The following is a 26,195-nucleotide window of genomic DNA, read 5'->3' on the forward strand; positions in this document are numbered from 1 at the left end:
CGCGCACCGGGGTGTGTCAGAGGCCGTGAGGCCAAGGTTTGGCGCCTCAGGTCGCCTGCCGGCGCAGGAAGGCCGGGATTTCGAGATGGTCCTCCTCGCTGGCGCGATTCGGCGCGGCACGACCGAGTTGGTCGAGCTGACCCTGCGGCGGGCGCGCGGCAGGCGCGGCCGGGCGGCGCATATATTCCGCATGCGCCGCGCTCGGTGCCTGCGGGATCGCGGGGGCCGGCGGAACCTGCCGGGCCGGCATCGGCTGATGCTCGGCGAGTTCGTCTTCCTTGCGGCCAAAGCCCACCGAAGCGAGACGCTGCATCAGCGACATGCGCTTCTGGTCCGCCGCATGCGCCGAAGACGGCGCACCTGGCACGATACGGCTGGCAGCAATCTGGTTTTGTGCCGGCATCGGCAGATCCTCGATCCGCGGCATGCGCGTCGGGCGCACCACGGAGCGCTCCGGCATCGGCGGGATAAAGCTCTCCTCCAGCATCGGCGCAGGCTCGTGACGCATCACCGGCTCGGGCGCGGCGGTCATCACCGGGCGCGGCTGAGCCGGCTCGATGCGGATGTCTTCCGACAGGCTGACGCGCGGCTGGGTGTCGATCGAGATCGGCATCCGCAGCTCGAGCGGCTGTTCGGCCGGAGCCTGTGCCGGGGCCGGAGCCGCTTGACGGGCCGGCGGCGCCGTGCGCAGGCGGGCTTCGGCCTTCAGACGCTCGGCAACCTGCGCGATGCGGGCTTCGGTCTCGTCCATCTCGGCCTGGGTGGTCTGGGGCTTGTCGATGCCGGTGGCGACGACCGAGACGCGCACGATGCCTTCGAGCGCCTCGTCGAAGGTCGCGCCGACGATGATGTTGGCCTCGGAATCGACCTCTTCGCGAATGCGGGTGGCGGCTTCGTCGACCTCGTAGAGCTTCATGTCGCGCCCGCCGGTGATCGAGATCAGCAGGCCGCGCGCGCCCTTCATCGAGACGTCGTCGAGGAGCGGGTTGTTGATTGCGGCCTGGGCAGCATTCAGCGCGCGCTTGTCGCCCTGGGCCTCGCCGGTGCCCATCATCGCCTTGCCCATGCCGCGCATCACGGCGCGCACATCGGCGAAGTCGAGGTTGATCAGGCCCGGACGCACCATCAGATCGGTGATGCAGGCGACGCCGGAGTAGAGCACCTGGTCGGCCATGCCGAAGGCATCGGCGAAGCCGGTGGTCTCGTTGGCGACGCGGAAGAGGTTCTGGTTGGGAATCACGATCAGCGTATCGACCGCCTCGTTGAGCTCGCCGATGCCGGCTTCCGCCATCCGCATGCGGCGGTGCCCTTCGAACTGGAACGGCTTGGTGACGACGCCGACCGTCAGGATGCCCATGTCGCGGGCGACGCGGGCGATGGCCGGAGCCGCCCCCGTGCCGGTGCCGCCGCCCATGCCGGCGGTGATGAACACCATATGAGCGCCGGCGAGATGATCGCGGATCTCGTCGATCACCTCCTCGGCGGCCGCGCGGCCGACTTCGGGCTGCGAGCCGGCGCCGAGACCCTCGGTCACCTGCAGGCCCATCTGGATGATCCGCGAGGCGCGCGAGAGCGCCAGCGCCTGGGCATCCGTATTGGCAACCACGAAATCAACGCCGTCGAGACCGGCCTCGATCATGTTGTTGACGGCATTGCCGCCGGCACCACCGACGCCGAACACCGTGATCCGGGGCTTCAGTTCCCGGATGTCCGGGGCTTGCAGATTCATCGCCATGGTTGCCTCTTTTGATCCTTTGTCCGGCGCCTGGCGGGAGCCGTCCCGATTGCTACATTCGACGCCGTGGCCGACCGCGAAGCGGGAAGCCGGTACTCACACTTTTTTCGACCAGGGTGCGGACGACCGGTTGTCCGGTGCGCCGCGCCCTGATCAGAAACTTTCCTTCAGCCAGCGGCCGACGCGGGAGAAATACCCGTCCGTCCCAGTGGCGAAATAGGCCTGCCCCGCGCGGGGTTCGAAATGCTCGACATGGGCCACCTGCGGATAGACCAGCAGGCCGACCGCTGCCGCAAACGCCGGGCCCTTGCCGGCTTCCGGCAAACCCTTGATGCCCAGCGGGCGCCCGGTGCGGACCTGGCCGCCGAGGATGCGACGCGCCACTTCCGGCAGGCCGGTGAGTTGGCAGGCGCCGCCCGTCAGCACGACACGGCGCCCCGCCTGGGCCGAGAAACCAGCCTGGGTCAGGCGGTCGCGCACCAGTTCGAGGATTTCCTCGACCCGCGGCTTGATGATCCGCACCAATTGCGACTTCGGCAGATGATTGGGCGTGTCGCGCTCATCGTCATCGACCTGCGGCACGGAGATCATGTCACGCTCGTCCGACGCGCTGGCGATACAGGAGCCATGCAGCGTCTTCAGGCGTTCGGCTGCGGCGACCCGGGTCGAGAGCCCTCGCGCCACGTCCATGGTGATGTGGTTGCCGCCCACCGCGATCGCGTCGGCATGCATCAGGTGCCCGCCGGAGAACACACCGAGGCTCGTCGTACCGCCGCCGAGATCCACGACCACGACGCCCATTTCGGCTTCGTCGTCGACCAGGACCGAGAGGCCCGAGGCATAGGGGGTTGCGACCACGGCCTCGACTTCGAGATGGCAGCGTTCGACCGCCAGCATGACATTGCGTGCAGCCGAGGCCTCGCTGGCGACGACATGCATGTCGACCGAGAGCTTTCCGCCGATCAGGCCGCGCGGATCGAGCACGCCGGGAACGCCGTCCATCGCGTAGCCGGTCGGCAGGGCATGGAGCACGGCTTTACCGGGCCGCAGCGCATGGGTGGCGGCATGGGCGAGCACACGCTTGACGTCGCTGTCGCCCACCGAGCCGGTGCGCAGATCGACGCTGGCGGCGTAATGCTGCGAGGCGATGCGCCCGCCGGTGAGGTTGACGATGACCGACTGGACCTCGACCTTGGCCATGCGTTCGGCGGCGTCGACCGCAGCGCGGATCGCCTTTTCGGCGCTCTCGAGATCGATGATCGCGCCGCCCTTGAGACCGAGCGAGCGCTGATGGCCGATGCCGATGATACGCGCGACATGGGTGCGGCCGCGCAGCCGCTCATTCGCCTCGGCCGGGTTCAGCTCGGCGATCAGGCAGACGACCTTGCTGGTGCCGATGTCCAGAATCGACAGCGTCGCGCTCTTGCGCGACGAGAGCGGACGCATCCGTGGCGTCAGACCCTGGGATGTGAGGTGGTTCATGCCTCGCCTCCCTTCTTCTTGGTCTTGCTCTTGAGCTGGTCGGCGCGGGCAGCGGCGCCCTCCTCCGTCAGCCGCATGACGACGCGGTCGGGCTGGCGCAGATCGATCGCCAGCAGATCCTTGTCCATGATCCGGTGGTCGGCCTGGAGCGAAGCGAGCCGCTTCACAGCTGCCGCAGGCTCAACCTCCGGCAGGCGCACATCCATGCCGTTGTCGAGCTTGAGGTTCCAACGCCGGCCCGAGACCAGCGTCGCCGCGCGGATATGGGCCGCCATCGCACCGGCCTCGGCCCGCAGCGCGATATAGTCGCGCGCCCGGTTGTTGGCATCGGCGCCGACGACCAGCGGCAGATGGGCAAAGCGCCCGTCATCCATCTTGTCGATCACGGTTCCGTCGGCAGCGATGACGAAAAGCTCGCCCTTGACCTGCCAGAGCGCGAAGGGCTCGCGCTCGACAAGCGTGATCACGACTTCGCCCGGATAGAGCTTGCGCACGACCGCCTCGCGAATCAGCGGCGCGGATTCCAGGCGCTTGCGGGCCTGGTCGGCATCGAAGAAGGCGAGCGAGGTCTTGGCATCAATCCCGGCCGCGACCAGCACCTCGACCTCGGAGAGCTCGGCAATGCCTGAGATGGTGACGCGATCGATCCCGAAGCCGACGAGACGGGCCAGCATGTGGTGCGGCTCGCCATAGGTCTCACGAAGCGTGTCGAGATGGCCGCCGAGAACCGTGCCGGTTCCGAGGCTGAGGGTCAGGAATCCGAGCGCCAGCCAGGTGCCTAGCCGCCGCGGCAGACGCTGCGCCAGCGGCACCGCCACCGCGCTGCGGCGCGAGCGGCGCAGCCAGCGTCCGGTCCGCTCGCCGACGAGCAGCTGCGGCCCGGGAGCCGGGACCGGCAGACGCGAGGCGGCCGGCGCCGCTGCCGTCTTCACCGATCGAGGGAGGCGTCCTCCACCTTGCATCTGACGCGTTCACCGAAGTTGAGGCCCGTAAGGGCAGCCAATCCGGGCATCTCGCGAGGTCTCGGTCGATCCGGTTCGCCTTGCGACCCGCGAGCCAACGAACCTCTCGGTGTCGTCATCGCGGAAGTCGCAACTGCTGGCGTCCCGGCACCCGATTGCTTGATGCGCCGTTAACGCCACTCTTCGATCTGCTGGTAAATTTTTGGTAAAGTTTGCGCTGAGCGGATGTGGATCGCGGGCGCTTTCCTGCATTTCGCATCGTTGTCGTGGAGTTCGCCCGCGGAGCTAAATCCTGACCGACAAGGCCAGATTTATCGGGGCATACGATCCCCGCTCAGCCCAGTCCGGCTGCTGCGTGATGGAATTGACGAACAGGTCATGACGCCTACGACTGCGATTGCCTGCGTTTTAAATATACCGTATATACAAGATCGATGAAAATCGTCTGGGACGAGCGCAAGCGGCTGGTCAATCTTGACAAGCACGGGATGGATTTTGCGGCGCTCGACGAGCAGTTTTTTTGCGCGGGCGGCGATCGGCTCAGCCAAGGATGGCAGACTGATCGCAATTGGCGAGTTGAACGGCGTCATCACCGTAATTTTCGTAACGCTGGGCACCGAGGCGCTATCCGTCATCAGCATGCGACCTGCATCCAGCCGCGAGAGGAAAGGCCTATGAGCAAACAGTTCATGCCGGGGCGTGGCTATACCAAAGAGGATTGGGATGCCGTCGACAGTCCTGAACTGACCGACGAGGAAATCGCCGGCCTGCGGCCGATGAAGGAGGCGCTTCCGGAGCTCTATGCCTCCCTTCAGGCGGAAATCGGCAAACGCGGCCCGGCCAAGACCAAGGAAGCGATCTCGATCCGGCTCGACATCGACCTCGTCGAAAAGCTGCGTGCCTCCGGCCCCGGCTGGCAGTCGCGCGTCAACGAGGCGCTGCGGGAATGGATCGACAAGCCGGCAGCGTAAAGCTTACGCCGCCACGCCGATGCGCTTGATCTCCCAGTGCAGATCGATGCCGGACTGGTCCTTGACCCGCCGGCGCACCTCCTCGCCCAGCGCCTCGACCTCAGCGGCGGTCGCGCCGCCGGTGTTGATCAGAAAGTTGCAGTGCATCTCTGACACCTGCGCCCCGCCGATCCGCAGGCCCCTGCAACCGGCCGCGTCGATCAACTGCCAGGCCTTGCCGCCTTCGGGGTTCTTGAAGGTCGAGCCGCCGGTGCGCTCCTTGATCGGCTGCGCCGCCTCGCGCGCCGCCGTGACGCGGTCCATTTCGGCCTGGATCTGCGCCTTGTCGCCGGGCCGCCCCTGGAACAGCGCCGAGGTGAAGATGATCTCCTGCGTGTCGGCCCCGCTGCTGCGGTAGGAAAACCCCATCTGCGCATGGCTTAGGGTGATGAGCTCGCCAGCGCGCGTCACGCCGCGCGCCTCGATCAGCACATCCGTCGTCTCGCCGCCATGGGCGCCGGCATTCATGCGCAGCGCTCCGCCGATGCAGCCGGGAATGCCGCGATAGAAGGCCAGCCCGTCGAGGCTGGCATCGGCCGCCGCGCGCGCCACCTTGACGTCGGGCACAGCCGTCCCGGCCCGCAGCCGGTCGCCCGCCTCGATCGCGATCTCGCCGAAGGCCTTGCCACCGAGCCGGATCACCAGCCCCAGAATGCCGCCGTCACGCACGATCAGATTCGAGCACAGCCCGACCACGGTGATCGGAATGTCGGCCGGCAGGGACGACAGGAGATAGGCGAGATCCGCCTCGTCGGCCGGGGTGAACAGCGCTTGGGCCGGACCGCCGACCCGAAACCAGGTCAGCGGCGCCATCTCGGCATTGGCGAGCAGGCGGCCACGCAGCGCGGGCGCGGCGGCGCGGATGGCGGGAGCAATGTCGGGGAAGGTCATGAACGGCGCTATAGCCGATGTCCCCCAACGGGAGAAGGGATCAGGCGCTCAGAGCCGCCAGTTCCCCCGGCAGCGCATAGGCCCATTGCGTGATGTTGCCGGCGCCCAGGAACACGACATAATCGCCCGGTCCCGCGACCTCGGCGACCATTCCGGCGAGGCTGGAAGGGCTCTCCAGCGGCAGCGCATGGCGGTGTCCGCGCGCCTTGATGCCTGACACCAGCGAATCACGGTCGGCGCCTGCGATCGGCGCCTCGCCGGCTGCATAGGTTTCGGCCACGATCACCGTGTCGGCGTCGTTGAAGCAGGCAGCGAAATCGTCGAACAGGCTGGCGAGCCGGGTGTAGCGGTGCGGCTGCACGATCGCGATCACCTTGCCCTTGGTCGAGGCGCGCGCCGCCTTGAGCACGGCGGCGATCTCGACGGGGTGATGCCCGTAATCGTCAAAGATCAGCGCGCCGTTCCACTCGCCGGTCTTGGTGAAGCGGCGCTTGACGCCGCCAAAGCCCGCCAGCGCCGCCCGGATGCTGTCGACAGGAATGCCGAGGTCATAGGCCACCGCGATGGCGGCGGTGGCGTTGAGCGCGTTGTGATGGCCGGGCATCGGCATGATCAGATCGCGCACCACCTCGTCGCGGCCGCGCTTGCGGTCGCGGATGAGCAGCGTGAACTTCGCCTGCCCGCCCGAGAGATCAATGTCGATCAGCCGGAAATCGGCCTGCGGGTTCTCGCCATAGGTGACGACGCGGCGATCCTCGATCTGCCCCACGAGACTCTGCACGGTGGGGTGATCGATGCACATCACCGCGAAGCCATAGAAGGGCAGGTTCTCGATGAACGTCCGGAACGCCGCCTTGATCGCGTCAAACGTGCCGAAATGGTCGAGATGCTCGGGGTCGATATTGGTGACGATCGCGACGTCCGCCGGCAGCTTCAGGAAGGTACCGTCCGATTCGTCAGCCTCCACCACCATCCAGTCGCTTTCGCCCATCCGGGCATTCGTCCCATAGGCGTTGATGATGCCGCCATTGATCACGGTCGGGTCGAGCCCGCCCTTCTCCAGCAGCGTCGCCACCAGCGAGGTGGTGGTGGTCTTGCCATGCGTGCCGGCAATCGCGACGCAGGTTTTCAGCCGCATCAGCTCGGCCAGCATTTCGGCGCGGCGGACCACCGGCAGGCGCTTTTCGCGCGCCGCGACCAGCTCGGGATTGTCGCGCTTGATCGCGGTCGAGACGACGACCACCTCGGCATCGCCCAGATTTTCGGCAGTGTGCCCAATGAAGGTTTTGATGCCCTTTTCCGCCAGGCGCCTGACATTGGCGCCGTCGGACGCATCGGAACCCTGCACCTGGTAGCCGAGATTGTGCAGCACCTCGGCGATGCCGGACATGCCGATACCGCCGATGCCGACGAAATGGATGGAGCCGAGTTCGACCGGCAGCTTCATGATTCGGGTATCCTTGAGGGAAAGCGGTTCGAAGCGAACAGGGTGCCGTTCGCATGGCGAAACGCGTTGGCTGTCACTCTAGAAGCCGGCGACCTCGATGACGAGGCGGGCGAGCCGGTCGGCGGCGTCGGGAATGCCGGCGCTCTTGGCGTTCTCGGCCATCACGGTCAAGTGCGCGGGTTGCGCGAGCAGCGTCGAGAGTTCGCTCGCCAGCCGCCGCGGCGTGAAATCCGGCTGCAGGATGCGCACCGCCGCGCCGCGACTTTCGAGGAAGGCGGCGTTGGCTGCCTGGTCCTGGTCGAGCGCGCCGGGCAGTGGCACGAGGATCGAAGGTCGCCCGATCACGGTCAGCTCTGCGACCGTCGAGGCGCCGGAACGGCCGATGACGAGATGCGCCTTCGCCATGCGCGCCGGCAGGTCCTTGAAGAAGGGCGCGATCTCCGCCCTGACGCCGAGGCTCTCATACATCCCGCTGACCCGGCCATCGTCTTCCTGTCGGGCTTGCTGCGTGATGAACAGCCGCGCCCGCTCGGCGGGCGTCAGCAGCTGGATGGCCGGCGGCAGGATGTCGGCCATGATCCGCGCGCCCTGGCTGCCGCCGAAAACCAGCAGGTGAAATATGTCGTCGCCCGCCCAGGGATAAGGCGAGGCCGCCGCCACCACGGCCGGCCGCACGGGGTTGCCGACATGCCGGCATTTCGCTTGCGCCTTCTCCGAAAGCCCGCCGACCTCGGCAAATCCGGTTGCGACCGTATCGACCCAGCCGGACAAAAAGCGATTGGCGCGACCGACAACGGCGTTCTGCTCGTGAACCATCGTCTTCGTCCCGCCGAGCGAAGCGCCCAGAACCGGCGGCACCGTCGGATAGCCGCCGAACCCGACAAGCAGTCCGGGCTTCAGGTCCTTGACGATTCTGCGGGCGGCCAGAACGCCCTTGCCAACTTCGAGTGCGACGCGAATCTTGCCCAACAGAGGCAGACCCGACGGCGTCGCCGACGGGACGGGGATCACTGCGTCGGCTGGGAAATCGCCCGCGAACTCGGCCCCGCGCGGATCGGTCATCAGCACGACCCGGACACCCTGTGCGCGCAGGGCATGACTCAACGCCTCCGCGGGAAACAGATGACCGCCTGTTCCGCCGGCCGCGAGAATGACGAGCTTGGCCCGGCCCATTGCGTCAGCTCCTGTACTGGCCGAGATCGACGGAGCGAGGCCGCTTGCGCGTCAGGGCAAGCAGAAATCCGGTTCCGATCGCCAGTGAGATCAGCGACGAGCCGCCATAGGAGATGAAGGGCAAGGTCATGCCCTTGGCCGGCATCATGTGCAGGTTCACCATCATGTTGATCGCCGCCTGGATGCCGAAGAGCAGGGCAAGCCCCGTCACGGCAAGTCGGATGAACGGATCCTCGGCCTTCTGCGCCACAGCCAGCGCGCGCAGTACGATCAGCGCAAATAGCATGACAAGCAGGATGCAGACGACGATGCCAAATTCTTCCGCCGTCACCGCGAAGATGAAATCGGTATGCGCATCGGGCAGGATACGCTTCACGGTGCCCTCGCCCGGGCCTTTCCCCAGCCAGCCGCCCTGGGCGAAGCTTTCAAGCGCGGTATCGATCTGGAAAGTGTCGCCGGAACCCTTGTCCATGAAACGCTCGATGCGGGCGCGCACATGCGGCACAAGCTGGTAGGCGGTCAGGATGCCGACCGCGCCGGCGCCGCCGAGGCCGAGCACCCAGAACCAGTGCAGGCCGGCGACGAAGAACAGGCCCGCCCAGACCAGCGTGACCAGCATCGTCTGGCCGAAATCCGGCTGCAGCACGAGCGGCGCGATCGTCGCCGGCAGCAGCAGGAACGCCAGCCAGGTGCCGGGCAGATCCGGCCGCCTCGTGCCTTCGGCGAAAGCCCAGGCGGCAAGCACCACAAAAGCGGGTTTGAGGAACTCGGACGGCTGGACCGAGCCCAGCGGGCCCAGCGTCAGCCAGCGCCGCGCGCCCTTGACCTCGACGCCGAGATAAAGCGTCGCCACTACCATCGCCAGCGAGACGGTGAAGAGCAGCAGGGCCGCGCGTCGGACCTGCCGCGGCGTGAGGAAGGAGACGCCGACGAACACCATGAGCGCCATCACCAGATAGACGGCCTGGCGGTTGACGAAATGGAAGGTCGAGAGCCCGAGCCGCTCCGCCACGGGCGGCCCGCCGGCCATCAGCAGCACGACGCCCGACACCATGAGCGCCACCAAGGCGCTGAGGATGACGCGATCGATCGACCACCACCAGCGGCCGCTTAAACTGGGTTCCGCGCGCGAGACCATGCACCGCTCCGAGAGGTTCTGGGACGCGAGCTTGCGCCCGCATCTCGTCTCGAATCACTCTGTCAACGAATGGTTAAGCGTTTGATTCCGACCCGTACGGCTCGCGGCAATCTTTTGCCGGCGCGACCTTCCAATAAAAAAGGCCCCGCCGTGAGGCGGAGCCTTTGTCAGCCATGACGGCCGACGATCTCAGGGCTTGGTGCTGGAGGCGCCGGAGCCGGCCGGGTTCGGCGTGCCGCTCGGAGCCGGCTGGGCCGGTACGGTGCCGCCGGGGCTGGCCGGGGTATTGACGGGAGCGCCGATCGTGCCGCCGGCCGGGTTCTGCGAGACGCCGGGTGCAGGGGTGGGAGACACGGTGGCGCCGCTCGGGGATGGCACGGGGGCCGTGTTGGTCGGCCGGGTGTTGTTGGGCGCGTTCACCGGAGCCTGGGTGGTCTGGGCGATGGCTGCCGCCGGGACGAGGGCCAGACCGGCGATGAGGGCGATTGACTTGATCATCAGGAAATTCTCCGTTCGTTTTGAAGCGTTCGAACAGATAACGGCCCGCGGCTGGCTCAGTTCCCTCGATTGCTCTTCACGCAACTGAGAGGATGTTTTGTCCTGCGGGTACAAAGCCCGGCAGAGCTTCGACCAGCGCCCGGAAGGCTGTTCCCCGGACCTCGAAATTCGGAAACTGGTCGAAGGAGGCGCAGGCAGGCGACAGCAGGACGGCGATTTCACCGGTGCCATGCGCGGCGATGGCATCGCGGGTGGCGCGTTCGACCGCGACATCAAGCGTATCGCAGCGATCATAGGCGACCCGGCCATCGGCATCGAATGTCGCTGCGAACAAATCGCTCGCCGCGCCGATCAGATAAGCCTTGGCGATGTTGGGGAAATAGCGCGTCAGGCTTTCGATGCCGCCCTCCTTTGCCTTGCCGCCGAGGATCCAGAAGATGTCGCGGAAGGAGGTCAGCGCTTTCTCGGTCGAATCGGCATTGGTCGCCTTGGAATCGTTGATGAAGACGACCCGGCCGACGCGCCCGATCTCCTCCATGCGATGCGCCAGGCCGGGATAGCTCCGGAAGCCGGCCGTGATCTCGTCTGCCGTCAAACCGAGCGCGAAACAGGCGGCAAAGGCAGCGGCCGCGTTCTGCGCGTTGTGCGAACCACGAAGCGAGCCGATGCCGGCAAGATTGGCGACGATGCGCGGTTTGCCGTCGAGCACCTGCACGATCCGCGTCTCCAGCGTGCCGGCATTGGCGGTGATACCGGCGAAGACGCCCGCGTCGAGCGGCTGCTCGCCACTGATCTTGACCAATGGCCGCCCTGACGCCGCGCGCCGCCGCGCCATTTGCTTGGACGGCTCGTCGTCAACGCCGATGACCGCAACATCGGCATGCGCGACCAGCCGCTCCTTGATCGCACCATAGGCTTCGAACGTGCCGTGACGATCGAGATGGTCGGGCGTCAGGTTCATCTGAATGCCGACGCTCGGCTTCATCGAAGGCGCAAGATCGATCTGGTAGCTCGAACACTCGATGACGTGGATGCGCTCTGCGGCCGGCGGTTCCAACGCCAGAACGGCCGTGCCGATATTGCCGCCCATTTGGACGTCGCGGTCAGCAGAACGCAGCACGTGAGCGATCAGCGCCGTCGTCGTCGACTTGCCATTGGTGCCGGTGATGCAGATCACGGGGGCGGTCGGCGCGATCGCCGCACGCTGGCGAAAAAACAGCTCGATATCGCCGATGATCTCGACGTCGGCGGCCTTGGCCTTGTCGACCGTCCAGTGCGGGGTCGGATGGGTCAGCGGCACGCCGGGCGACAGGACCAGGCTGTGGAAGCCCGACCAGTCGGCGTTCGCCAGATTAAGGATCGCAATGCCCTGCGCGGCCGCCTTGTCCCGACTGGCCGGATTGTCATCCCAGGCCGCGACATCCGCACCGCCGGCAACAAGCGCGCGCGCCGTGGCGAGCCCCGAACCGCCGAGCCCGAACAGCGCGACGCGCTTGCCGTCAAAGCAGGTGACCGGCGTCATGATCAGCGCAGCTTCAGGGTCGAGAGGCCAATCAGCGCCAGCACCACGGAGATGATCCAGAAGCGGATCACGACCTGCGGCTCGGTCCAGCCCAGCTTCTCGAAATGATGGTGGATCGGCGCCATCAGGAACACGCGCTTGCCGGTGCGCTTGTAGACGAAGACCTGGATGATGACGGAGAGCGCCTCGATGACGAAGAGCCCGCCGACGATCGCCAGCACGATCTCATGCTTGGTCGCGACCGCAACCACGCCGAGCAGGCCGCCCAGCCCCAGCGAACCGGTGTCGCCCATGAAGATCTGGGCCGGCGGCGCGTTGAACCAGAGAAAGCCGATGCCGGCCCCGATCACCGCGCCGCAGATCACGGCCAGTTCACCGGCACCCGGAACATGGTGGATCTGCAGGTAATTGGCGAAGATCGCGTTGCCGGTCAGGTAGGAGATGAAGCCGAAGGTCGCCGCCGCGATCATCACCGGCACGATCGCGAGCCCGTCGAGCCCGTCGGTGAGGTTCACCGCGTTGCCGGCGCCGACGACGACGACCGCCGTGACCAGCGGAAAGAAGATGCCGAGCGGGATCATCAATTCCTTGAGGAAGGGCATGGCGAAGCCCGAGGCGATGGCCGGCGGGCCGAGTTGCATCACCACCCAGCAAGCAAACAGAGCGATCGCCATCTCGAGCCCGAGCCGCGCCTTGCCGGAAAAGCCCTTGTGGGACTGCTTCGTCACCTTGAGATAGTCGTCATAGAAGCCGATCGCGCCATAGCCGACCGTGACGCCGAGCACGACCCAGACATAAGGGTTGCGCAGGTTTCCCCACAGCAGCGTCGCCACCAGCAGACCGCCGAGGATCATCAGCCCGCCCATGGTCGGCGTGCCGCGCTTGGCGAGGTGCGATTCCGGCCCGTCCAAGCGGATCGGCTGGCCTTTGCCCTGCTTGATACGCAGCCACGAAATCGCCGCCGGGCCGAAGAAAAACACCACGAGCAAGGCCGTCGCCGTGGCGCCACCGGCGCGGAAGGTGATGTACCGGAAGACGTTCAGGATCGGGAACGTGCCGGAGAAATCGGCGAGCCAGACGAGCATCGTTTTCAGGTCTCTTGTTCTAGTCTTCTGCCGATGCGGCGGGGAACCGCATCGCGAGCGCCTTGACGACAGGCCCCATGCGCGAGCCGAGCGAACCCTTGACCATGACGACATCGCCGGCCCGGATCGCGTCCAGCACGAGAGGCTCCAGCCCGCTCGCCTGCGCGGCATAAGCCCCCCGCAGGGTCGAAGGCAAGCTGTCATACAGCCCCCGCATCAGCGGGCCGCAGGCAAAGACCGCGTCAATGCCGTTGGCGGTGATCGCCTCGTGTAGTCCCTTGTGCAGGTCGGGGCCCGTCGGTCCCAATTCCAGCATGTCGCCCAGCACCGCGATCCGGCGGCCGCGCCCGGCGACGGGAATGCGACCGAGATTCTCGATCGCGGCCCGCATCGAGGCCGGATTGCCGTTGTAGCTCTCGTCGATCAGCGTGAAAATTCCGCCCGGCGCCTCGAGCCGCTGCTGCGCGCCGCGCCCGGCCGGAGGGCGCAGATCGCCCAGTGCCAGGGCAGCCAAGGCGAGATCGGCGCCGAGAGCCTTGATGGCGGCCAGAACCGCCAGCGAATTCAATACGATGTGCTTGCCGGGGCTGCCGAGCCGGTAGGTCACGGGCTGTCCCATCACCACGGCATCGACCGTCGAAACATCGGACCGCAGCGCGCAGGAGATCAGCCGGACATCGGCATCAAGGCTTTCACCGAAGCGGATCACCTGGCCGGCGGGCCCGGATTTCGCGATCCGTTCGAGCAGATCGGCCTGCGGGATGTCGGCATTGACGATGGCAGTGCCGCCCGGTTCGAGCTCCCAGAAGACTCCGGCCTTCTCCTCGGCGATGCCTTCGAGCGAGTCGAAGGCAGCCAGATGCACCGGCTGGATCGTGGTGATCAGCGCGACCTGCGGGCGCACCAGTCTCGCCAGCGGCAGAATCTCACCGGGATGGTTCATGCCGATCTCGTAGACCGCGTAATCGACGTCTCTGGGCGTGCGGCACAGCGTCAGCGGCACGCCCCAATGGTTGTTGTAGGAGGCCACCGGCGCATGGGTCTTGCCCTGGCGCGACAGCACCAGGCGCAGCGCGTCCTTGGTGCCGGTCTTGCCGACCGAGCCGGTGACGGCGACGACCCCGCCCTTCAGCTCCGCGCGGCGCGCGCTGCCGGCCAACTCCATCGCCTTGAGCACGTCGGGCACGATGGCGAGCGCGCCCTGGCCTGAAAACTGCGCCGCATGCGCCTCGTCGACGACCGCGAGCGCTGCGCCCTTCTCCAGCGCCGCCTTGACGAAATCATGCCCGTTGCGGGCTTCGCCGGTGATCGCGAAGAAGGCGTCGCCCGGCTCCAGCGTGCGGGTATCGATCGAGATCCCGGTGATCGCGGCCGGCACCGCCCCCTCAATGCGCGCGACGAGCGCCGCGACCAGTTCGTCTCCGCTCCAGAGGGGCGTGCTCATCCTGCGATCTCCGCGATTGCCGTCCGCACCACGTCCTGGTCGGAGAAGGGATAGGTCCGGTCGCCGATGATCTGGCCGGTTTCATGACCCTTTCCGGCCACGACCAGAACATCGCCTGGGCCAAGCATGCCTACGGCAGCTTTGATCGCCTCAGCGCGGTCGCCAATTTCGCGCAGCTTGGGTGACACGGCCATGACCTGCGCCCGGATCGCGGCCGGATCCTCGCTGCGCGGATTGTCGTCGGTGACGATGGCGATGTCGGCGAGATCGGCCGCGATTTGCCCCATCAAGGGCCGCTTGCCGGTGTCGCGGTCGCCGCCACAGCCGAAGACGCAGATCAGCCGCCCTGTCGCATAGCCCCGCAACGTCGACAGCACGGCCGCCAGCGCATCGGGTTTGTGGGCGTAATCGACCACCACGAGCCCGCCATTCGCTTCCCCAACGCGCTCCAGCCGCCCGGCGACGCCGGTGAGCCCGGCGATCGCCCGCAGCGCTGCCTCGCGATCATCGCCTGTCGCGATGGTCAGCGCGGCCGCCACAAGCGCATTGCCGGCCATGAAATCGCCGACCAGCGGCAAGGTGACCGTAAGCTCTCGCCCCTCCAGCGCTAGCGTCAGCCGCTGCGAGAAGCCCTCGCGGGCGCTCTCGACCAGCCGGATCGTCTCGCCCCGGCGGCCGATGCCGATCAGCGGATGCCCCGCGGCCATCGCCGCCTGCGCGGCCTCTGCCGCATAGGGCTCATCCCGGTTGATCACGACCGGCGCGTCCGCAGGCAGCAGATCCCACAGCCGCATCTTGGCGGCGAGATAGTCCGCCAGAGTCGAATGATAGTCGAGATGGTCGCGGCCCAGATTGAGGAAGGCCCCGGCCTTCAGCCGGACGCCGTCCAGCCGGCGCTGGTCGAGCCCATGCGAGGAGGCTTCCATCGCCAGATGCGTGATGCCCTCGCCCACCAGCCTGTCCAGCGAAGCATGCAGCGAAAGCGGGTCGGGCGTGGTCAGCGAGCCGTAATCGGCGCCTTTGGCGGTGACGACGCCGATCGTGCCAAGGCTTGCCGCCTCATGGCCGAGCGTCTGGAAGATCTGGCGGGTGAAATCGGCGACCGAGGATTTGCCGCTGGTGCCGGTGATCGCGACGATCGTGCCCGGCTGGCCCGGATGGATCAATGCCGCCGCCAGCGACAATGCGAGCCGGGGGTCCTCGACCTGCGCAAAGGCCACCGAGCCATCGAGATTGGCCGGACGCGGCTGGCCTGAGACAACCGCGACCGCCCCTTTGGCGACTGCATCGGTGATGAAGCGGGCACCGTCCGCCTTGGCGCCGGCCAGCGCAACGAACACGTCGCCCGGCGAGACCTTGCGACTATCGAAGGCAACGCCGGCGATCTCGCGTTTGCCGGCCTCCGGGAACACGCCCGGAAAGAGAATGTCGAGCGTCAGGAGGCGCGGGATCATGCGGAAACCAAGGTCAAGGGCACGTCCTCAAATCACCAGGACGCCGTCATTCCGGGCGTAGCGAAGCGACGGCCCGGAATCCATCATAAAGCGCGCCTGCGCCCTGTCATGGATTCCGGAGCAGCACCGCTGACGCGGCTTGTCTGGAATGACGTGCGCGCTGGTTGAGCCGGGCGAGGTCGGCATGACGCTCCCTACCGCGTGCCCCAGGCCCCAAGACGCGCCATCAGCGGGAACGGCGCAACCGGCGGCTCGAAGCGCGGCGGCAGGCCCAGAATCGGCGCGACGCGCTCGATCACCTTGCCGGTCGTGATGCCGGCATTCCAGGCCGCGGTCGAATAGCCGCCGCTCTCGGCATAACCCTTGGGCTCGTCATAGATCGCCAGGAACAGATATTTCGGCTTGTCGGATGGCGCGATCGCCGTGAACGTCGTGAAGTTCCGGTTTTTGGCGTAGCGCCCGTTGATCACCTTCTCGGCCGTGCCCGTCTTGCCGCCGACGAAATAGCCCGCGACATCCGCTTTCCGGGCCGAGCCCTTCTCGCCGTTAAGGCGCATGATGAAGCGCATCGCCTCGGAGGTCTCGGGCTTGATCACCCGCACGCCGGTCTTCTTCGCCTCTTCCTCCGAGCGCTTCAGGAAGGTCGGCGTGATCAGCGTGCCGCCATTGACCAGCGCCGCGACCGCCGCCATCGCCTGGATCGGCGCCACCGCGAGGCCGTGGCCGAAGGCGATCGTGGCCGTGTTGATCTCGCCCCAACGCCCGGGCACGATCGGCGCGGCGCTTTCGGGCAGTTCCGTCGTCATCCGGTCGAGCTGCATCATCTTGCGCAGGAAGGTCTTGTGCCCTTCGACACCGACCGACAGCGCCATCTTGATCGAACCCATGTTCGACGAATGCAGGAAGACCTCCGGCACCGTCAGCGTGCGGCCGGTGCCGTGATATTCCCGGATCACCTGGCGGCCGAAGCGCATCATGCCGCCGGCGGTCGAGTAGGTGGAGTTGATGTTGGCCTTGCCCGAGTCCAGGGCCATCGCGACGGTCAGCGCCTTGAAGGTCGAGCCCATCTCGTAGACGCCGACGCTCATCCGGTTGATCCGGTCCTTCTCGAGCGCATCGACCGGGTTGCCGGGGTCGAAATCGGGCAGCGACACCAGAGCGATCATCTCGCCGGTGTTGACGTCCATGATCGCGCCCGCGGCCGCGATCGCCCTGTATTTCTCCATGCCCTTCGACAGCTCGTCGCGCAGCGCATGCTGCACGCGCAGGTCGATCGATAGCGACATCGCCTTGAGGTCGGAGGCCTGCGTCGCCAGACCCGCTCCGTTCAGGTCCTGCAACCCTTGCGAGTCGATGTATTTCTCGATGCCGGCGATGCCGACATTGTCGACATTGGCGAAGCCCAGCACATGGGCGGCGGCCGTGCCGTTGGGATAGACGCGCTTGTTCTCGGGCACGAAGCCGACGCCGGGGATGCCCAGACGGTGAACCTCCGCCTGCTGGCGCGGCGTGATCTCGCGCTTGACCCAGGTGAAGCCCTTCTTGGTGCCGAGCCTGTCGCGCAGATCCTTTGCGTCGAGATCGGGCAGGACGGCGGTGAGAAGCTCGGTCGCCTCGTCCTTGTCGAGGATCTTGCGCGGCTCGGCGAAGACCGAGACGGTGCGGATATCGGTCGCCAACACGTCGCCATTGCGATCGACGATATCGGGCCTGGCCGAGGAGATCGCGTTGGAGGTCGCCCGCCGCAGTCCGACCTGCTCGTTGGGCAGGGTCGCCAGCATGACCAGGCGCCCCGTGATCGCCAGGAACAGCACCGAGAAGCCGAGGATCACCAGACCGACGCGCGGCTGGCTCTTCTCGCCGCTCATGCGGAAGACGTCGCGCAGGCGGGAGAACCGACGAACCGGCGCGGCCTCGTCGGTGCGGTCGTCGACTTGAGTCACGGTCTCGCTCATGGACGGCCTCCCGGCGTGGTGGCGCTCGCCTTGCGATCCTTGGGGGTCTCGGTCGGAAGACCGAGACCCAGATCCTCGAGCTTGCGGCCGATCGCATCGACCTTGGGCCCGCGATTGGGAATATCGGACATGCGCACGACCTGCGTGACCGAGAAGGGCTGCAGGTCGAGATGGCGTTCGGCCAGCGCCTGCAGGCGGTCGGGCCGGTTGAGATACTGCCATTCCGCCTTCAGCACCGCGATGGCATCGCGCTCGCGCTGGGCCTTCATCCGGATCTTCTGGAGCTGCTCGGCTTCGAGCGTGGTGTCGTATTTGATCGTGTACGCATAGAACGCCGAGGAGACGAGCGCGCCGATGGCAACGACATGGAGCAGCTTGATCATGCTCTGGGGCTCCGGCGAGGCTGGGGCGCGGGGATGCCCGCCAGCGCGACGAGATCGGGCTCAGGCTCCCGGGCCGGCGCGGCATTGCGCTCGGCCGCCCTGAGCTTCGCGGAGCGGGCGCGTGGATTGAGCCGCGTCTCCGCCTCGCCAGCCGCGATCGGCCCCCGGTTGACGAGGCTGAAGGTCGGCTCCGCCACGGCAACGACCGGCGCATGGCGCGAGCCGGCGGGTGCCCGCCCCGAGCGCTCGGTCAGGAACTGCTTGACGATGCGGTCTTCCAGGGAATGGAACGTCACGACGACGAGCCGCCCGCCTGGCGCCAGCACGGCCTCGGCGGCATGCAGCGCGGCGACCAGTTCGCCGAGTTCGTCATTGACCGCGATGCGCAGCGCCTGGAACACGCGCGTCGCGGGATGGGCCGCGCCGGGCTCGGCCCAGACAATGCCGGCGACGAGTTCGGCCAGCTGCTTGGTCGTCGTCAGCGGCGCTTTCCGGCGCGCCTCGACGATGGCGCGCGCCACGGCACGAGACCGCCGCTCCTCGCCATAATGGTAGAAGATGTTGGCAAGCAGCCCCTCCTCCGCCTCGTTGACAAAATCGGCGGCGCTGCGGCCCTCGCAGCCCATGCGCATGTCGAGCGGCCCGTCGAAGCGGAAGGAGAAGCCCCGCTCCGCCTGGTCGATCTGCATCGAGGAAACGCCGATATCCAGCACGACACCGTCGAGCGGCGTCATCTGGAAGCGCGCGGCTTCTTGCGCCAATTCGCCGAAGCGCGCCTGCGCCAGGGTCAGCCGCCCGTCCATCGCGGCGACGAGACCAGCCCCGCCGGTGATTGCCGTCGGGTCCCGGTCGAGCGCCAGCAGCGTCGCGCCGGGCGCTGAGTCCAAAATGGCGCGCGCATAGCCGCCGGCGCCGAAGGTGCCGTCGAGATAACGCCCGCCCGGCCTGGGCCCGAGCGCGGTCAGGACTTCGGCGAGAAGCACCGGGACATGGGGCGCGGCTGCGTCGCCCGCTTCCCCACCAGCAACCCCGCCATCGCGTTCGAGCCGACGTTTCATGCGCCCGACGCCCCGACCGCCGCAAGCGGCTGCGCTCCGAGCGCGCGTTTCACGTCGCGCAACTTGGCTTTCGCCGTTTCGAGATGAGCCTGGAAACGCTGCGGCTCCCAGATCTGGAATTTGTGCCCGTGCCCGACAAAGGTCACCGCATCCGAGATCCCGGTATGCGCCTTCAGCCCCTCGCTCAGCATGATACGCCCCTCCGGATCGACTTTCAGCACCTCGCAGGTGCCGTTCAGCGCAGTCGACAGCGACTCCCACTCCTCCGAAAAGGGCGAGAAGCGCGAAAGGATGTCGTCGATGGTCCGGCGCAGCGCATGGCCGCCGGCATCGAAGGCAGCGAGATCCAGCGCGGGATGGACGTAGAGACCCTCGTAGCCGTCCTTCGCCAGCACGGCGCGGAAGCTTGACGGGATCGAGACGCGGCCCTTGGCGTCGAGCCGATTGGTGAAATTCGAGACGAAGCGGTCCGTCAACGCCGCCTCCCGGCCTGCTTGCGACAAGGCCGCTGATCCGCTGATGGCGCGGGGCGGTAGCCCCCCGTCGAGGCAGGCAAGGCACGGCCACCAACCAAATTCCGCGCGGCACACGGACCCTGATTTGCTTGGCGCCTGCCGACCTCGACGGGATAATTTGGGATAGCATGGGCCTTCATGGGCGTCAATGGAATCGGGCCTGTCGAGGCCAGCCTGCGACAGCGTTACGGCATCACAGCTCGTTAAGGTTAAGTATCCGTAACCACGCGGAATTTGCCGCAGAGGCCTCGCTCCGGGCCGCGCATTGCCCGGTATGGCCGCCGCAAATTTTTCCTCGAGGCGGGCAGCCCGGCTCGGCGGTATCGGCAGCGCCTCCCATCGTGGGCCAGATCGCCGGGCCAGCGGCCCTTGAGGCGAGACGGCCCGAAGCTCCTGCAGGAGCTTACATCTGCGGAACCTTGCTCGCCGTCATCGCTTCCCTCCTCATCGGCGGCGCGCAGCGAAGACACGGTGCGCGGCAATGCGGAGCGAGAAATCACCTCAGCGTGAACGCCCGATTATATCGTTGACAATTAAATTGCGCACGATCTAAATTGATTTCGCAGGTTCACGATCGAACGCGTCGCGACGTCGATGCGCTACTCAACAGGCAAGGAGTTCCCCATGAAGATCCTCTACACCGCCCATGGTTCAGCGACTGGCGGCCGCGAAGGCAAGGCCGAGACCGACACGGGCAATATCGCGGTCGTGTTGAACACACCCAAGGAGCTCGGCGGCAGCGGCGGCGACGGCACCAACCCCGAGCAGCTTTTCGCGATGGGCTATTCGGCCTGCTTCCTCGGCGCGCTCAAGGCCGTCGCCGGCAAGGAGAAGGTCAAGATCCCCGAGGATGCGAAGATCAGCGCCGATGTCGGCATCGGCCCGCGCGACGACGGCGGCGGCTTCGGCCTTGCGGTCAAGCTGACGATCTCGGTACCGGGCATCGACAAGGCCGTGGTCGAGGATCTCGTCCAGAAGGCCCACATCGTCTGCCCCTATTCGAACGCGACCAAGGGCAATATCGACGTCGAACTGGCGGTCGCCTGAGGCCGGCGCAACACGCACAGGCTCGGCGCAATTCGCTCCGGTGAGCCGGATGGAGCGATGTTCGAGAACCGGAGCGGAGCGGACGGCTTGTCCGTGAGCACCGGAAGCGCAGGACATCGCTTCAGCCGGCCGCCGGAGTGAAATTGCCAGTCGGCCTGTAAGCCGGGTTTTGGATGGCCGGGAGATCGCTCCCCCGACGTGACGGCCATTCCTCTGGGACGCGCATTGCTGCGCGCCTCGAGCAACCAACCCGGACGACAAGGCCCAGAAACAGGCCCCTCCCCGCTCGCGCGAAAAGCATCGTCCCTATTCGGTTTTGCTCCCGGTGGGGCTTGCCATGCCGTCCCCGTTGCCGGGTCCGCGGTGCGCTCTTACCGCACCTTTTCACCCTTACCTGCGAGCCGAGGCACGCAGGCGGTTCGATCTCTGTGGCGCTGTCCCTGGGGTCGCCCCCGCCGGACGTTATCCGGCACCGTGTTTCCGTGGAGCCCGGACTTTCCTCCCCCACGAGAACCTGAGTTCTTGCGAGAGCGGCCGTCCGGCCGACTGGCGGGAGGGCTAGTGCGCGCTCCCGGGTCTCGCGTCAAGGCGAGCCACCAGGACAGGGCCGCGCCGGCTCAGTTGCTGGCCGTGATGGTGCGGATCTTGGCGCAATAGGTGCGGTTTGCACCGCTCATGCGGGTCGCCATATGGCCGCTCTGATATTTCATGATGGTGCGGCAGGTGTCGCCGCCAGCGGCGCGATAGGCCATCGCCAGATATTTCATGGCGTAGCGGGCATTTGTCTCTGGATCGAGCAGGCCCCCAGTACCGCCGGAATAGCCCATGCCACGCGCCGTCTGGTGGCGGATCTGCATCAGCCCGTAATTGCCGGCATTGGCGGCGCGGGGGTTGTAGCGACTCTCGACCCGCACCACCGCATCGGCCAGCGAGAACGGAACGCCGTTGGCGGCGGCATGGCGCGCGACCAGCGCCTTCAGCCCTTCCGAGCCAACCGGGGCCGCAAGGGCTGTGCGCGTCGGCTTCTGTTTCGCTTCGACGGCGGAGGCAGTCACCGAGCCGGTCGTCTCCGTCTTGTCCTCGCCGGCTTCAGCAGCCGCCTTCGCACGTTGGATCTCGGCGTCCCGGACGATGAACGCGCGGGCATCCGTCTCGTCGTTGACCTGGGCTTGCGCCGGCTGGAGGGAGGCGAGGCAAATCGCGAGCGCGGCAAAGGCGCCGCTGGAGGTATACCGCATCGTTGACTGAACCCTTGCTGCCGCCAATTGGCTGGAAGGCGCAGTTCAGTGATCAGTAAATGTGACGAGAATCTGTTTGCCGATTCGGAAATTGGCTCGCATTTTATTGAGTCGCTTATTCTATACGTTATCTTACTATGAAGTATTGATGCGGTAATCGGGCAGCAAGCGGCTTGCCCCCGCGCGGGCGACCTGTGTATTCAAGCCGGCTCAGCACTTTCAGCCGCTTTTTCGCCGTAATTGCGGTTTGCGGCTCGATTGAGCCGCCAATCGACGTGCCGCCGGGCTGTCGGCAGCGGCCACTTGCCGCTATCATCGCCGCATCAGTACGAGGTCCGGAGTCGCCTGCATCATGGTTTCGTCTTTCTGGGGGATGCTGAGCGGCGGCAGCCTTGGCCTCGCACTCGGCGGCCCGCTCGGCGCGCTCGTCGGTGCGCTCGCCGGCCATGTGCTCGTCGACCGCGAAGGCGCCCCTTTCGGCGCCGCTCCGCGCGAACTTATCTTCACCACCGGCCTCGTCGCACTCGCGGCGAAGATGGCGCGTTCGGACGGGGTCGTGACGCGCGACGAGGTTGCCGCGTTCCAGCGCATCGTCACCGTGCCGCCCGAGCAGCAAAAGCGCATAGAGATGCTGTTCGACCTCGCCAAGCAGACCAGCGCCGGTTTTGAAGCCTATGCCGGTCAGATCGCCGAGGCCTTTCGCGACGAGCCGGCGCTGCTCGAGGACGTGCTCGACGGCCTCTTTCTGATCGCCGCCGCCGATGGCGCGATCCACCAGGACGAACACGCCTATCTGCGCGATGTCGCGACCATCTTCGGCATCGACGATACGAACTTCGCCCGGATCGAGGCCCGCCATGTCCGCCGCGCCGACGACCCCTATCTCGTCCTGGGCGCAACCCGCGAGATGAGCGACGCCGATCTCAAGCGGCATTACCGGCAGTTGGTCGCCGACAACCATCCCGACCGTGAGATCGCGCGAGGATTGCCGGAAGAAGCCGTGGCGATCGCCACCCGCCGCCTCGCCGCGATCAACGCCGCCTGGGACGCCATCGAGCGCGAGCGCGGGCTGACCGCAAGGCTGGCGAGCGAGCCGGCATGAGTGAGATGACCAAGCCGCCGATGACGCCCGACAGCCGCTTTGCGGCCAAGATCTTCCCCTCCCCCAACCATGGTGAGCGGAAGGGTGAGGCCGACGGCGCGCCGCGCCGGCCGGACATGCTGATCCTGCACTACACCGGCATGGCGATGGCCGGAGAGGCGCTGCAATGGCTGTGCAATCCGGTCTCGCAGGTCTCCTCGCACTACTTCGTCTTCGAGAACGGCCACACGCTGCAGCTCGTGCCGGAAGCGCGCCGCGCCTGGCATGCCGGGGCCTCGCACTGGGCCGGCGAGAGCGACATCAACTCCTGCTCGATCGGCATCGAGATCGCCAATCCCGGCCATCCCGGCGGCCTGCCCGATTTCCCGCCAGAGCAGATCGCCGCGACGCTCAACCTCTGCCGCGACATCTGCGAGCGCTGGGCCATTCCCCCTGAGCGCGTGCTCGCCCATTCCGACATCGCGCCGGGCCGCAAGATCGACCCCGGCGAGAAATTCCCCTGGCGGCATTTCGCGCAAGGCGGCGTCGGCCTCTGGAGCGAACCCGCCCCGATCCGCAGCGGCCGCTTCTTCGCTCGCGGCGATGGCGGCCAGCCGGTCGAGGCATTGCAGGCGATGTTCGCGATGTTCGGCTACGGCGTCGCGGTCGACGGCGTCTATGACGAGAAGCTGGAGGCGATCGTCGCCGCCTTCCAGCGCCACTGGCGCCCCGAAAAAATCGACGGCGTCGCCGACGCATCGACGATCACGACGCTGCGGGATCTGCTGGCGGCGACGCAGGGGGGAAGGACGGGATGAGGCTGATGCGGAACGTTCTCGTGTGTCCGTTTGATTCCGGCTCTAAAGCACTGCAGCCTTTGCCGTGAGTACGATCGTGCCACTCACGAAGTCGGGAAATTGCAATGGCTGACGCTGTCCATCCGACCGGCGTCACGCATCTGGCCATGATCGAGCCCGACGAGCGCCTTGTCGTCCTCGCTCGCACGTTACAGTCGCGCGGTTCCCAAGCCGAAACGACGTTGAAGGATGCCGCGCTCAACGGGGCGCGATATGGCGAGAGATGCCTCGGCCAAGCGCTCTATCGCCATCGCTCGGTATTCCTGAATGCTTCGGACGCGCCTATCTGGAGCCATCTGGAGCTGAGATATTTCCGCCACATCGTTCCGGCCGACGCCATCAACGAGCTCGTCGTTAAGCCACAAACGGCTGGCACCCAGTTGCTAAGAGCAGAAATTCTCTTGACCACCCCCTCGGCTTTTGTGATGCCGCGAGCATGGACGGGCTCTGCAGATCGCCCGGAACGGCAGGTGTCACTGGAATACATCGATGTGCGACCGGCATTTCTGGGCGAGTACCGGGACATCATGCGCAGCTATATCGGCCCTGCCGCCGGGAGGCTTGTAGCGGCCGACAGGATCGGGACCTTCAGGACCATGGAGACTGCGGCGGTGATCTACCGCGACCCCGCGCTGGCGATCGACTGGAACCAGATCCATTTATGCGAGGTCGAAGCCGACGGCTTTAGGGGCTTTGGCCACGCATTCGATGCGGCGCTCCGCGAAATCTCTCCCGATGGCGGCTTCGCGGCTGTTTTCGCCGGCCTCGACCGCATGCGCACGATTCCCAGATGGACCTTCAACGATCCCGTCGCAGTGGCCGATGCCGCGCTCACGCAGTTCGGGTAGGGCAACCGCTTCAGCATTGTCGGATGATCCGAGCTTTGCACCTGACCGCCCCACGCCCAACCTCTCCGCAACATTGCGATAAGTTAACTCGCTGTTGTTGCGGGATTCTGGCATGATCCAGCGGTTGGATGCAGGCGCGATCGCCGGCACGACGATGGGGGCGTGACCTTGCGCAAATGGTTGATCGGATCGGGGCTGGTGGCGCTTGCGGTGGCCGGCGGCTACTGGACGTTCCGCCCCACCGGCGGGACGGCCAATGAGGCGGCCTACCGCACCGCGCCGGTGGATCGCGGCCAGATCACGGCGGCCGTGCGCGCCACCGGCACGCTGACGCCGATGACGACGGTGCTGGTCGGCTCTCAGCTCTCAGGGCAGATCGTCGAGATCCTCGCCGACTACAACTCGCAGGTGAAGGCCGGCCAGGTCGTCGCAAGGCTCAACAGCGACCAGATCAAGACGCGTCGCGACGCCGCCCACGCCGATGTGGCGCAGGCGCGCGCCGACCTCCTGGTCAAGCGCGCCCAACTCGACCGCGCCCGCTCGACGCGGCTCAAGGCCAATTCGACGGTCAAGGATCTGGAAGCCCAGCGGGACCGCACCGCCGCACAGCTCGCCGATGCCAGGCGGACCTTCGAGCGCCAGAGCGAACTCTTCAAGCGCAACACCGGCTCGCAGCAGGCGCTCGACACCGCCAGCACCCAGGTCGAGGTCCAGGTCGCGACGCTGGCCTCCAGCGAGGCCCAGATCGCCTCGGCCAAGGCCGAGTTCAACGGGCTCGACGCCGACATCCTGCTGGCTGAGGGCCAGGTGAAGTCCGGCGAGGCGTTGATCTCGCAACGCGAGGCCAAGCTCAAGGACATCCTGATCGATCTCGAGCGCACCGACATCCGCTCGCCGGTCGATGGCGTCGTGGTCCAGCGCCAGGTCGACCTCGGCCAGACGGTGGCGGCCTCGCTCTCCACGCCGACCCTGTTCCAGATCGCGCAGGATCTGCGCACCATCGACATCTACGCCAATGTCGACGAGGCCGATGTCGGCCGGCTGAAGGCCGGGCAGCCGACGACTTTCACCGTCAACGCCTATCCCAACCGCACCTTCGAGGGCCGCGTCGAGATGGTCAGGCTCGGCGCGCAGACGATCCAGAACGTCGTCACCTATACCGGCGTCATCCGCGTCGACAACGCCGACATGGCGCTGCTGCCGGGCATGACCGCCAATCTCCAGGTCGTCACCGAGGATCGCCGCGACGTGCTGCGCATCGCCAATGCAGCACTGCGCTTCCGCCCGGCCGGCATGGCGGCGACCGCCCCGGCAGCTCTCCCGCGCGTTGCGCCGGGCCCGGCGGCCGAAGCCGGCCCCGGCCGGGGCGGCG

The 26,195-nt window shown here is 66.7% G+C and carries 23 protein-coding genes and 1 other RNA gene; 6 read left to right on the forward strand and 18 right to left on the reverse strand.

From position 1 onward, the window contains the following. Positions 1 to 46 precede the first annotated feature (46 nt). The 3 genes from ftsZ to IP69_RS16165 all read right to left on the reverse strand — a co-directional run bounded on the left by ftsZ (position 47) and on the right by IP69_RS16165 (position 4,149). A complete protein-coding gene (ftsZ, locus tag IP69_RS16155) occupies positions 47 to 1,735 on the reverse strand; it encodes a cell division protein FtsZ (protein ID WP_054143862.1) in 1,689 nt (562 codons plus the stop codon). A gap of 153 nt (positions 1,736 to 1,888) precedes the next feature. After that, the gene (ftsA, locus tag IP69_RS16160) at positions 1,889 to 3,217 is read right to left on the reverse strand and encodes a cell division protein FtsA (protein WP_054143863.1); all 1,329 of its coding nucleotides are present in this window, start codon (positions 3,215 to 3,217) and stop codon (positions 1,889 to 1,891) included. Continuing rightward, positions 3,214 to 4,149 carry a cell division protein FtsQ/DivIB gene (locus IP69_RS16165; RefSeq protein WP_248306863.1) on the reverse strand — a complete coding sequence of 312 codons (936 nt, stop codon included), beginning with the start codon at positions 4,147 to 4,149 and terminating at the stop codon, positions 3,214 to 3,216. The genes ftsA and IP69_RS16165 overlap by 4 nt, the downstream gene beginning before the upstream one ends. 704 nt (positions 4,150 to 4,853) lie before the next feature. Between IP69_RS16165 and IP69_RS16175 the strand changes: the two genes are divergently transcribed. Beyond that, entirely contained in the window at positions 4,854 to 5,150 is a 297-nt protein-coding gene (locus IP69_RS16175) for a BrnA antitoxin family protein (RefSeq protein ID WP_054143865.1), read from the forward strand. Between the two features lie 3 nt (positions 5,151 to 5,153). On the opposite strand, the gene murB is transcribed toward IP69_RS16175, so the two are convergent. From murB to IP69_RS16240, 13 genes are all read right to left on the reverse strand, one after another. Beyond that, complete coding sequence (gene murB, locus IP69_RS16180; protein ID WP_054143866.1) at positions 5,154 to 6,080, reverse strand: UDP-N-acetylmuramate dehydrogenase; 927 nt, start codon at positions 6,078 to 6,080, stop codon at positions 5,154 to 5,156. Between the two features lie 40 nt (positions 6,081 to 6,120). Next, on the reverse strand, positions 6,121 to 7,527 hold the full coding sequence (gene murC / locus IP69_RS16185) for a UDP-N-acetylmuramate--L-alanine ligase (protein ID WP_054143867.1): 1,407 nt from the start codon (positions 7,525 to 7,527) through the stop codon (positions 6,121 to 6,123). A 78-nt stretch (positions 7,528 to 7,605) separates the two neighbouring features. Beyond that, positions 7,606 to 8,700 carry an undecaprenyldiphospho-muramoylpentapeptide beta-N-acetylglucosaminyltransferase gene (gene murG, locus IP69_RS16190; protein ID WP_054143868.1) on the reverse strand — a complete coding sequence of 365 codons (1,095 nt, stop codon included), beginning with the start codon at positions 8,698 to 8,700 and terminating at the stop codon, positions 7,606 to 7,608. A gap of 4 nt (positions 8,701 to 8,704) precedes the next feature. Beyond that, complete coding sequence (locus tag IP69_RS16195; RefSeq protein ID WP_054143869.1) at positions 8,705 to 9,838, reverse strand: putative peptidoglycan glycosyltransferase FtsW; 1,134 nt, start codon at positions 9,836 to 9,838, stop codon at positions 8,705 to 8,707. A gap of 189 nt (positions 9,839 to 10,027) precedes the next feature. Continuing rightward, the gene (locus IP69_RS21935; RefSeq protein ID WP_156323499.1) at positions 10,028 to 10,336 is read right to left on the reverse strand and encodes a hypothetical protein; all 309 of its coding nucleotides are present in this window, start codon (positions 10,334 to 10,336) and stop codon (positions 10,028 to 10,030) included. Between the two features lie 76 nt (positions 10,337 to 10,412). Further along, positions 10,413 to 11,858, reverse strand: coding sequence for a UDP-N-acetylmuramoyl-L-alanine--D-glutamate ligase (gene murD, locus IP69_RS16205; protein WP_054143871.1), 1,446 nt, complete (start codon positions 11,856 to 11,858; stop codon positions 10,413 to 10,415). 2 nt (positions 11,859 to 11,860) lie between these two features. After that, entirely contained in the window at positions 11,861 to 12,943 is a 1,083-nt protein-coding gene (gene mraY / locus IP69_RS16210) for a phospho-N-acetylmuramoyl-pentapeptide-transferase (RefSeq protein WP_054143872.1), read from the reverse strand. 19 nt (positions 12,944 to 12,962) lie between these two features. After that, complete coding sequence (locus IP69_RS16215; protein ID WP_054143873.1) at positions 12,963 to 14,387, reverse strand: UDP-N-acetylmuramoylalanyl-D-glutamyl-2,6-diaminopimelate--D-alanyl-D-alanine ligase; 1,425 nt, start codon at positions 14,385 to 14,387, stop codon at positions 12,963 to 12,965. After that, positions 14,384 to 15,841, reverse strand: a complete 1,458-nt coding sequence (locus IP69_RS16220) for a UDP-N-acetylmuramoyl-L-alanyl-D-glutamate--2,6-diaminopimelate ligase (protein ID WP_054143874.1) — start codon at positions 15,839 to 15,841, stop codon at positions 14,384 to 14,386. Before IP69_RS16220 ends, IP69_RS16215 begins: the two co-directional genes overlap by 4 nt. Before the next feature lie 194 nt (positions 15,842 to 16,035). Next, positions 16,036 to 17,796 carry a penicillin-binding protein 2 gene (locus IP69_RS16225; RefSeq protein ID WP_054143875.1) on the reverse strand — a complete coding sequence of 587 codons (1,761 nt, stop codon included), beginning with the start codon at positions 17,794 to 17,796 and terminating at the stop codon, positions 16,036 to 16,038. Beyond that, positions 17,793 to 18,179: a hypothetical protein gene (locus tag IP69_RS16230; RefSeq protein WP_054143876.1), complete on the reverse strand. Its 387-nt coding sequence runs from the start codon at positions 18,177 to 18,179 to the stop codon at positions 17,793 to 17,795. Before IP69_RS16230 ends, IP69_RS16225 begins: the two co-directional genes overlap by 4 nt. After that, on the reverse strand, positions 18,176 to 19,237 hold the full coding sequence (gene rsmH, locus IP69_RS16235; protein ID WP_054143877.1) for a 16S rRNA (cytosine(1402)-N(4))-methyltransferase RsmH: 1,062 nt from the start codon (positions 19,235 to 19,237) through the stop codon (positions 18,176 to 18,178). Before rsmH ends, IP69_RS16230 begins: the two co-directional genes overlap by 4 nt. Then, on the reverse strand, positions 19,234 to 19,740 hold the full coding sequence (locus tag IP69_RS16240) for a division/cell wall cluster transcriptional repressor MraZ (RefSeq protein WP_248306864.1): 507 nt from the start codon (positions 19,738 to 19,740) through the stop codon (positions 19,234 to 19,236). The genes rsmH and IP69_RS16240 overlap by 4 nt, the downstream gene beginning before the upstream one ends. A 636-nt stretch (positions 19,741 to 20,376) precedes the next feature. Between IP69_RS16240 and IP69_RS16245 the strand changes: the two genes are divergently transcribed. After that, positions 20,377 to 20,799, forward strand: a complete 423-nt coding sequence (locus IP69_RS16245; RefSeq protein ID WP_054143892.1) for an organic hydroperoxide resistance protein — start codon at positions 20,377 to 20,379, stop codon at positions 20,797 to 20,799. Positions 20,800 to 20,941: 142 nt separating this feature from the next. On the opposite strand, the gene rnpB is transcribed toward IP69_RS16245, so the two are convergent. Together rnpB and IP69_RS16250 are read right to left on the reverse strand one after the other, a co-directional pair. Beyond that, an RNA gene (rnpB, locus tag IP69_RS16275) (RNase P RNA component class A) lies at positions 20,942 to 21,349 on the reverse strand. Between the two features lie 67 nt (positions 21,350 to 21,416). Further along, positions 21,417 to 22,037 carry a transglycosylase SLT domain-containing protein gene (locus tag IP69_RS16250; protein WP_054143879.1) on the reverse strand — a complete coding sequence of 207 codons (621 nt, stop codon included), beginning with the start codon at positions 22,035 to 22,037 and terminating at the stop codon, positions 21,417 to 21,419. A 352-nt stretch (positions 22,038 to 22,389) separates the two neighbouring features. Between IP69_RS16250 and IP69_RS16255 the strand changes: the two genes are divergently transcribed. The 4 genes from IP69_RS16255 to IP69_RS16270 all read left to right on the forward strand — a co-directional run. Further along, positions 22,390 to 23,139 carry a TerB family tellurite resistance protein gene (locus tag IP69_RS16255; protein ID WP_054143880.1) on the forward strand — a complete coding sequence of 250 codons (750 nt, stop codon included), beginning with the start codon at positions 22,390 to 22,392 and terminating at the stop codon, positions 23,137 to 23,139. Then, entirely contained in the window at positions 23,136 to 23,936 is an 801-nt protein-coding gene (locus IP69_RS16260) for an N-acetylmuramoyl-L-alanine amidase (RefSeq protein ID WP_054143881.1), read from the forward strand. The genes IP69_RS16255 and IP69_RS16260 overlap by 4 nt, the downstream gene beginning before the upstream one ends. Before the next feature lie 104 nt (positions 23,937 to 24,040). Further along, positions 24,041 to 24,823: a hypothetical protein gene (locus tag IP69_RS16265; protein ID WP_054143882.1), complete on the forward strand. Its 783-nt coding sequence runs from the start codon at positions 24,041 to 24,043 to the stop codon at positions 24,821 to 24,823. A gap of 162 nt (positions 24,824 to 24,985) precedes the next feature. Next, on the forward strand, positions 24,986 to 26,195 hold a 1,210-nt coding region (locus IP69_RS16270), incomplete at its 3' end, for an efflux RND transporter periplasmic adaptor subunit (RefSeq protein WP_054143883.1).

Source organism: Allobosea sp. AAP35, from assembly GCF_001295925.1.
Taxonomy (GTDB): domain Bacteria; phylum Pseudomonadota; class Alphaproteobacteria; order Rhizobiales; family Beijerinckiaceae; genus Allobosea.

Excerpts from the sequence above, each read along its gene's own strand:
- IP69_RS16225 (WP_054143875.1), bottom strand. The coding sequence starts at position 17,796 with ATGAGCGAGACCGTGACTCAAGTCGACGACCGCACCGACGAGGCCGCG.
- ftsZ (WP_054143862.1), bottom strand. The coding sequence starts at position 1,735 with ATGGCGATGAATCTGCAAGCCCCGGACATCCGGGAACTGAAGCCCCGG.
- IP69_RS16195 (WP_054143869.1), bottom strand. The coding sequence starts at position 9,838 with ATGGTCTCGCGCGCGGAACCCAGTTTAAGCGGCCGCTGGTGGTGGTCG.
- IP69_RS16250 (WP_054143879.1), bottom strand. The coding sequence starts at position 22,037 with ATGCGGTATACCTCCAGCGGCGCCTTTGCCGCGCTCGCGATTTGCCTC.
- IP69_RS16220 (WP_054143874.1), bottom strand. The coding sequence starts at position 15,841 with ATGATCCCGCGCCTCCTGACGCTCGACATTCTCTTTCCGGGCGTGTTC.
- IP69_RS16255 (WP_054143880.1), top strand. The coding sequence starts at position 22,390 with ATGGTTTCGTCTTTCTGGGGGATGCTGAGCGGCGGCAGCCTTGGCCTC.
- IP69_RS16265 (WP_054143882.1), top strand. The coding sequence starts at position 24,041 with ATGGCTGACGCTGTCCATCCGACCGGCGTCACGCATCTGGCCATGATC.
- IP69_RS16230 (WP_054143876.1), bottom strand. The coding sequence starts at position 18,179 with ATGATCAAGCTGCTCCATGTCGTTGCCATCGGCGCGCTCGTCTCCTCG.
- mraY (WP_054143872.1), bottom strand. The coding sequence starts at position 12,943 with ATGCTCGTCTGGCTCGCCGATTTCTCCGGCACGTTCCCGATCCTGAAC.
- IP69_RS16245 (WP_054143892.1), top strand. The coding sequence starts at position 20,377 with ATGAAGATCCTCTACACCGCCCATGGTTCAGCGACTGGCGGCCGCGAA.
- IP69_RS16215 (WP_054143873.1), bottom strand. The coding sequence starts at position 14,387 with ATGAGCACGCCCCTCTGGAGCGGAGACGAACTGGTCGCGGCGCTCGTC.
- murB (WP_054143866.1), bottom strand. The coding sequence starts at position 6,080 with ATGACCTTCCCCGACATTGCTCCCGCCATCCGCGCCGCCGCGCCCGCG.
- IP69_RS21935 (WP_156323499.1), bottom strand. The coding sequence starts at position 10,336 with ATGATCAAGTCAATCGCCCTCATCGCCGGTCTGGCCCTCGTCCCGGCG.
- murC (WP_054143867.1), bottom strand. The coding sequence starts at position 7,527 with ATGAAGCTGCCGGTCGAACTCGGCTCCATCCATTTCGTCGGCATCGGC.
- murG (WP_054143868.1), bottom strand. The coding sequence starts at position 8,700 with ATGGGCCGGGCCAAGCTCGTCATTCTCGCGGCCGGCGGAACAGGCGGT.
- IP69_RS16175 (WP_054143865.1), top strand. The coding sequence starts at position 4,854 with ATGAGCAAACAGTTCATGCCGGGGCGTGGCTATACCAAAGAGGATTGG.
- IP69_RS16260 (WP_054143881.1), top strand. The coding sequence starts at position 23,136 with ATGAGTGAGATGACCAAGCCGCCGATGACGCCCGACAGCCGCTTTGCG.
- murD (WP_054143871.1), bottom strand. The coding sequence starts at position 11,858 with ATGACGCCGGTCACCTGCTTTGACGGCAAGCGCGTCGCGCTGTTCGGG.
- ftsA (WP_054143863.1), bottom strand. The coding sequence starts at position 3,217 with ATGAACCACCTCACATCCCAGGGTCTGACGCCACGGATGCGTCCGCTC.
- rsmH (WP_054143877.1), bottom strand. The coding sequence starts at position 19,237 with ATGAAACGTCGGCTCGAACGCGATGGCGGGGTTGCTGGTGGGGAAGCG.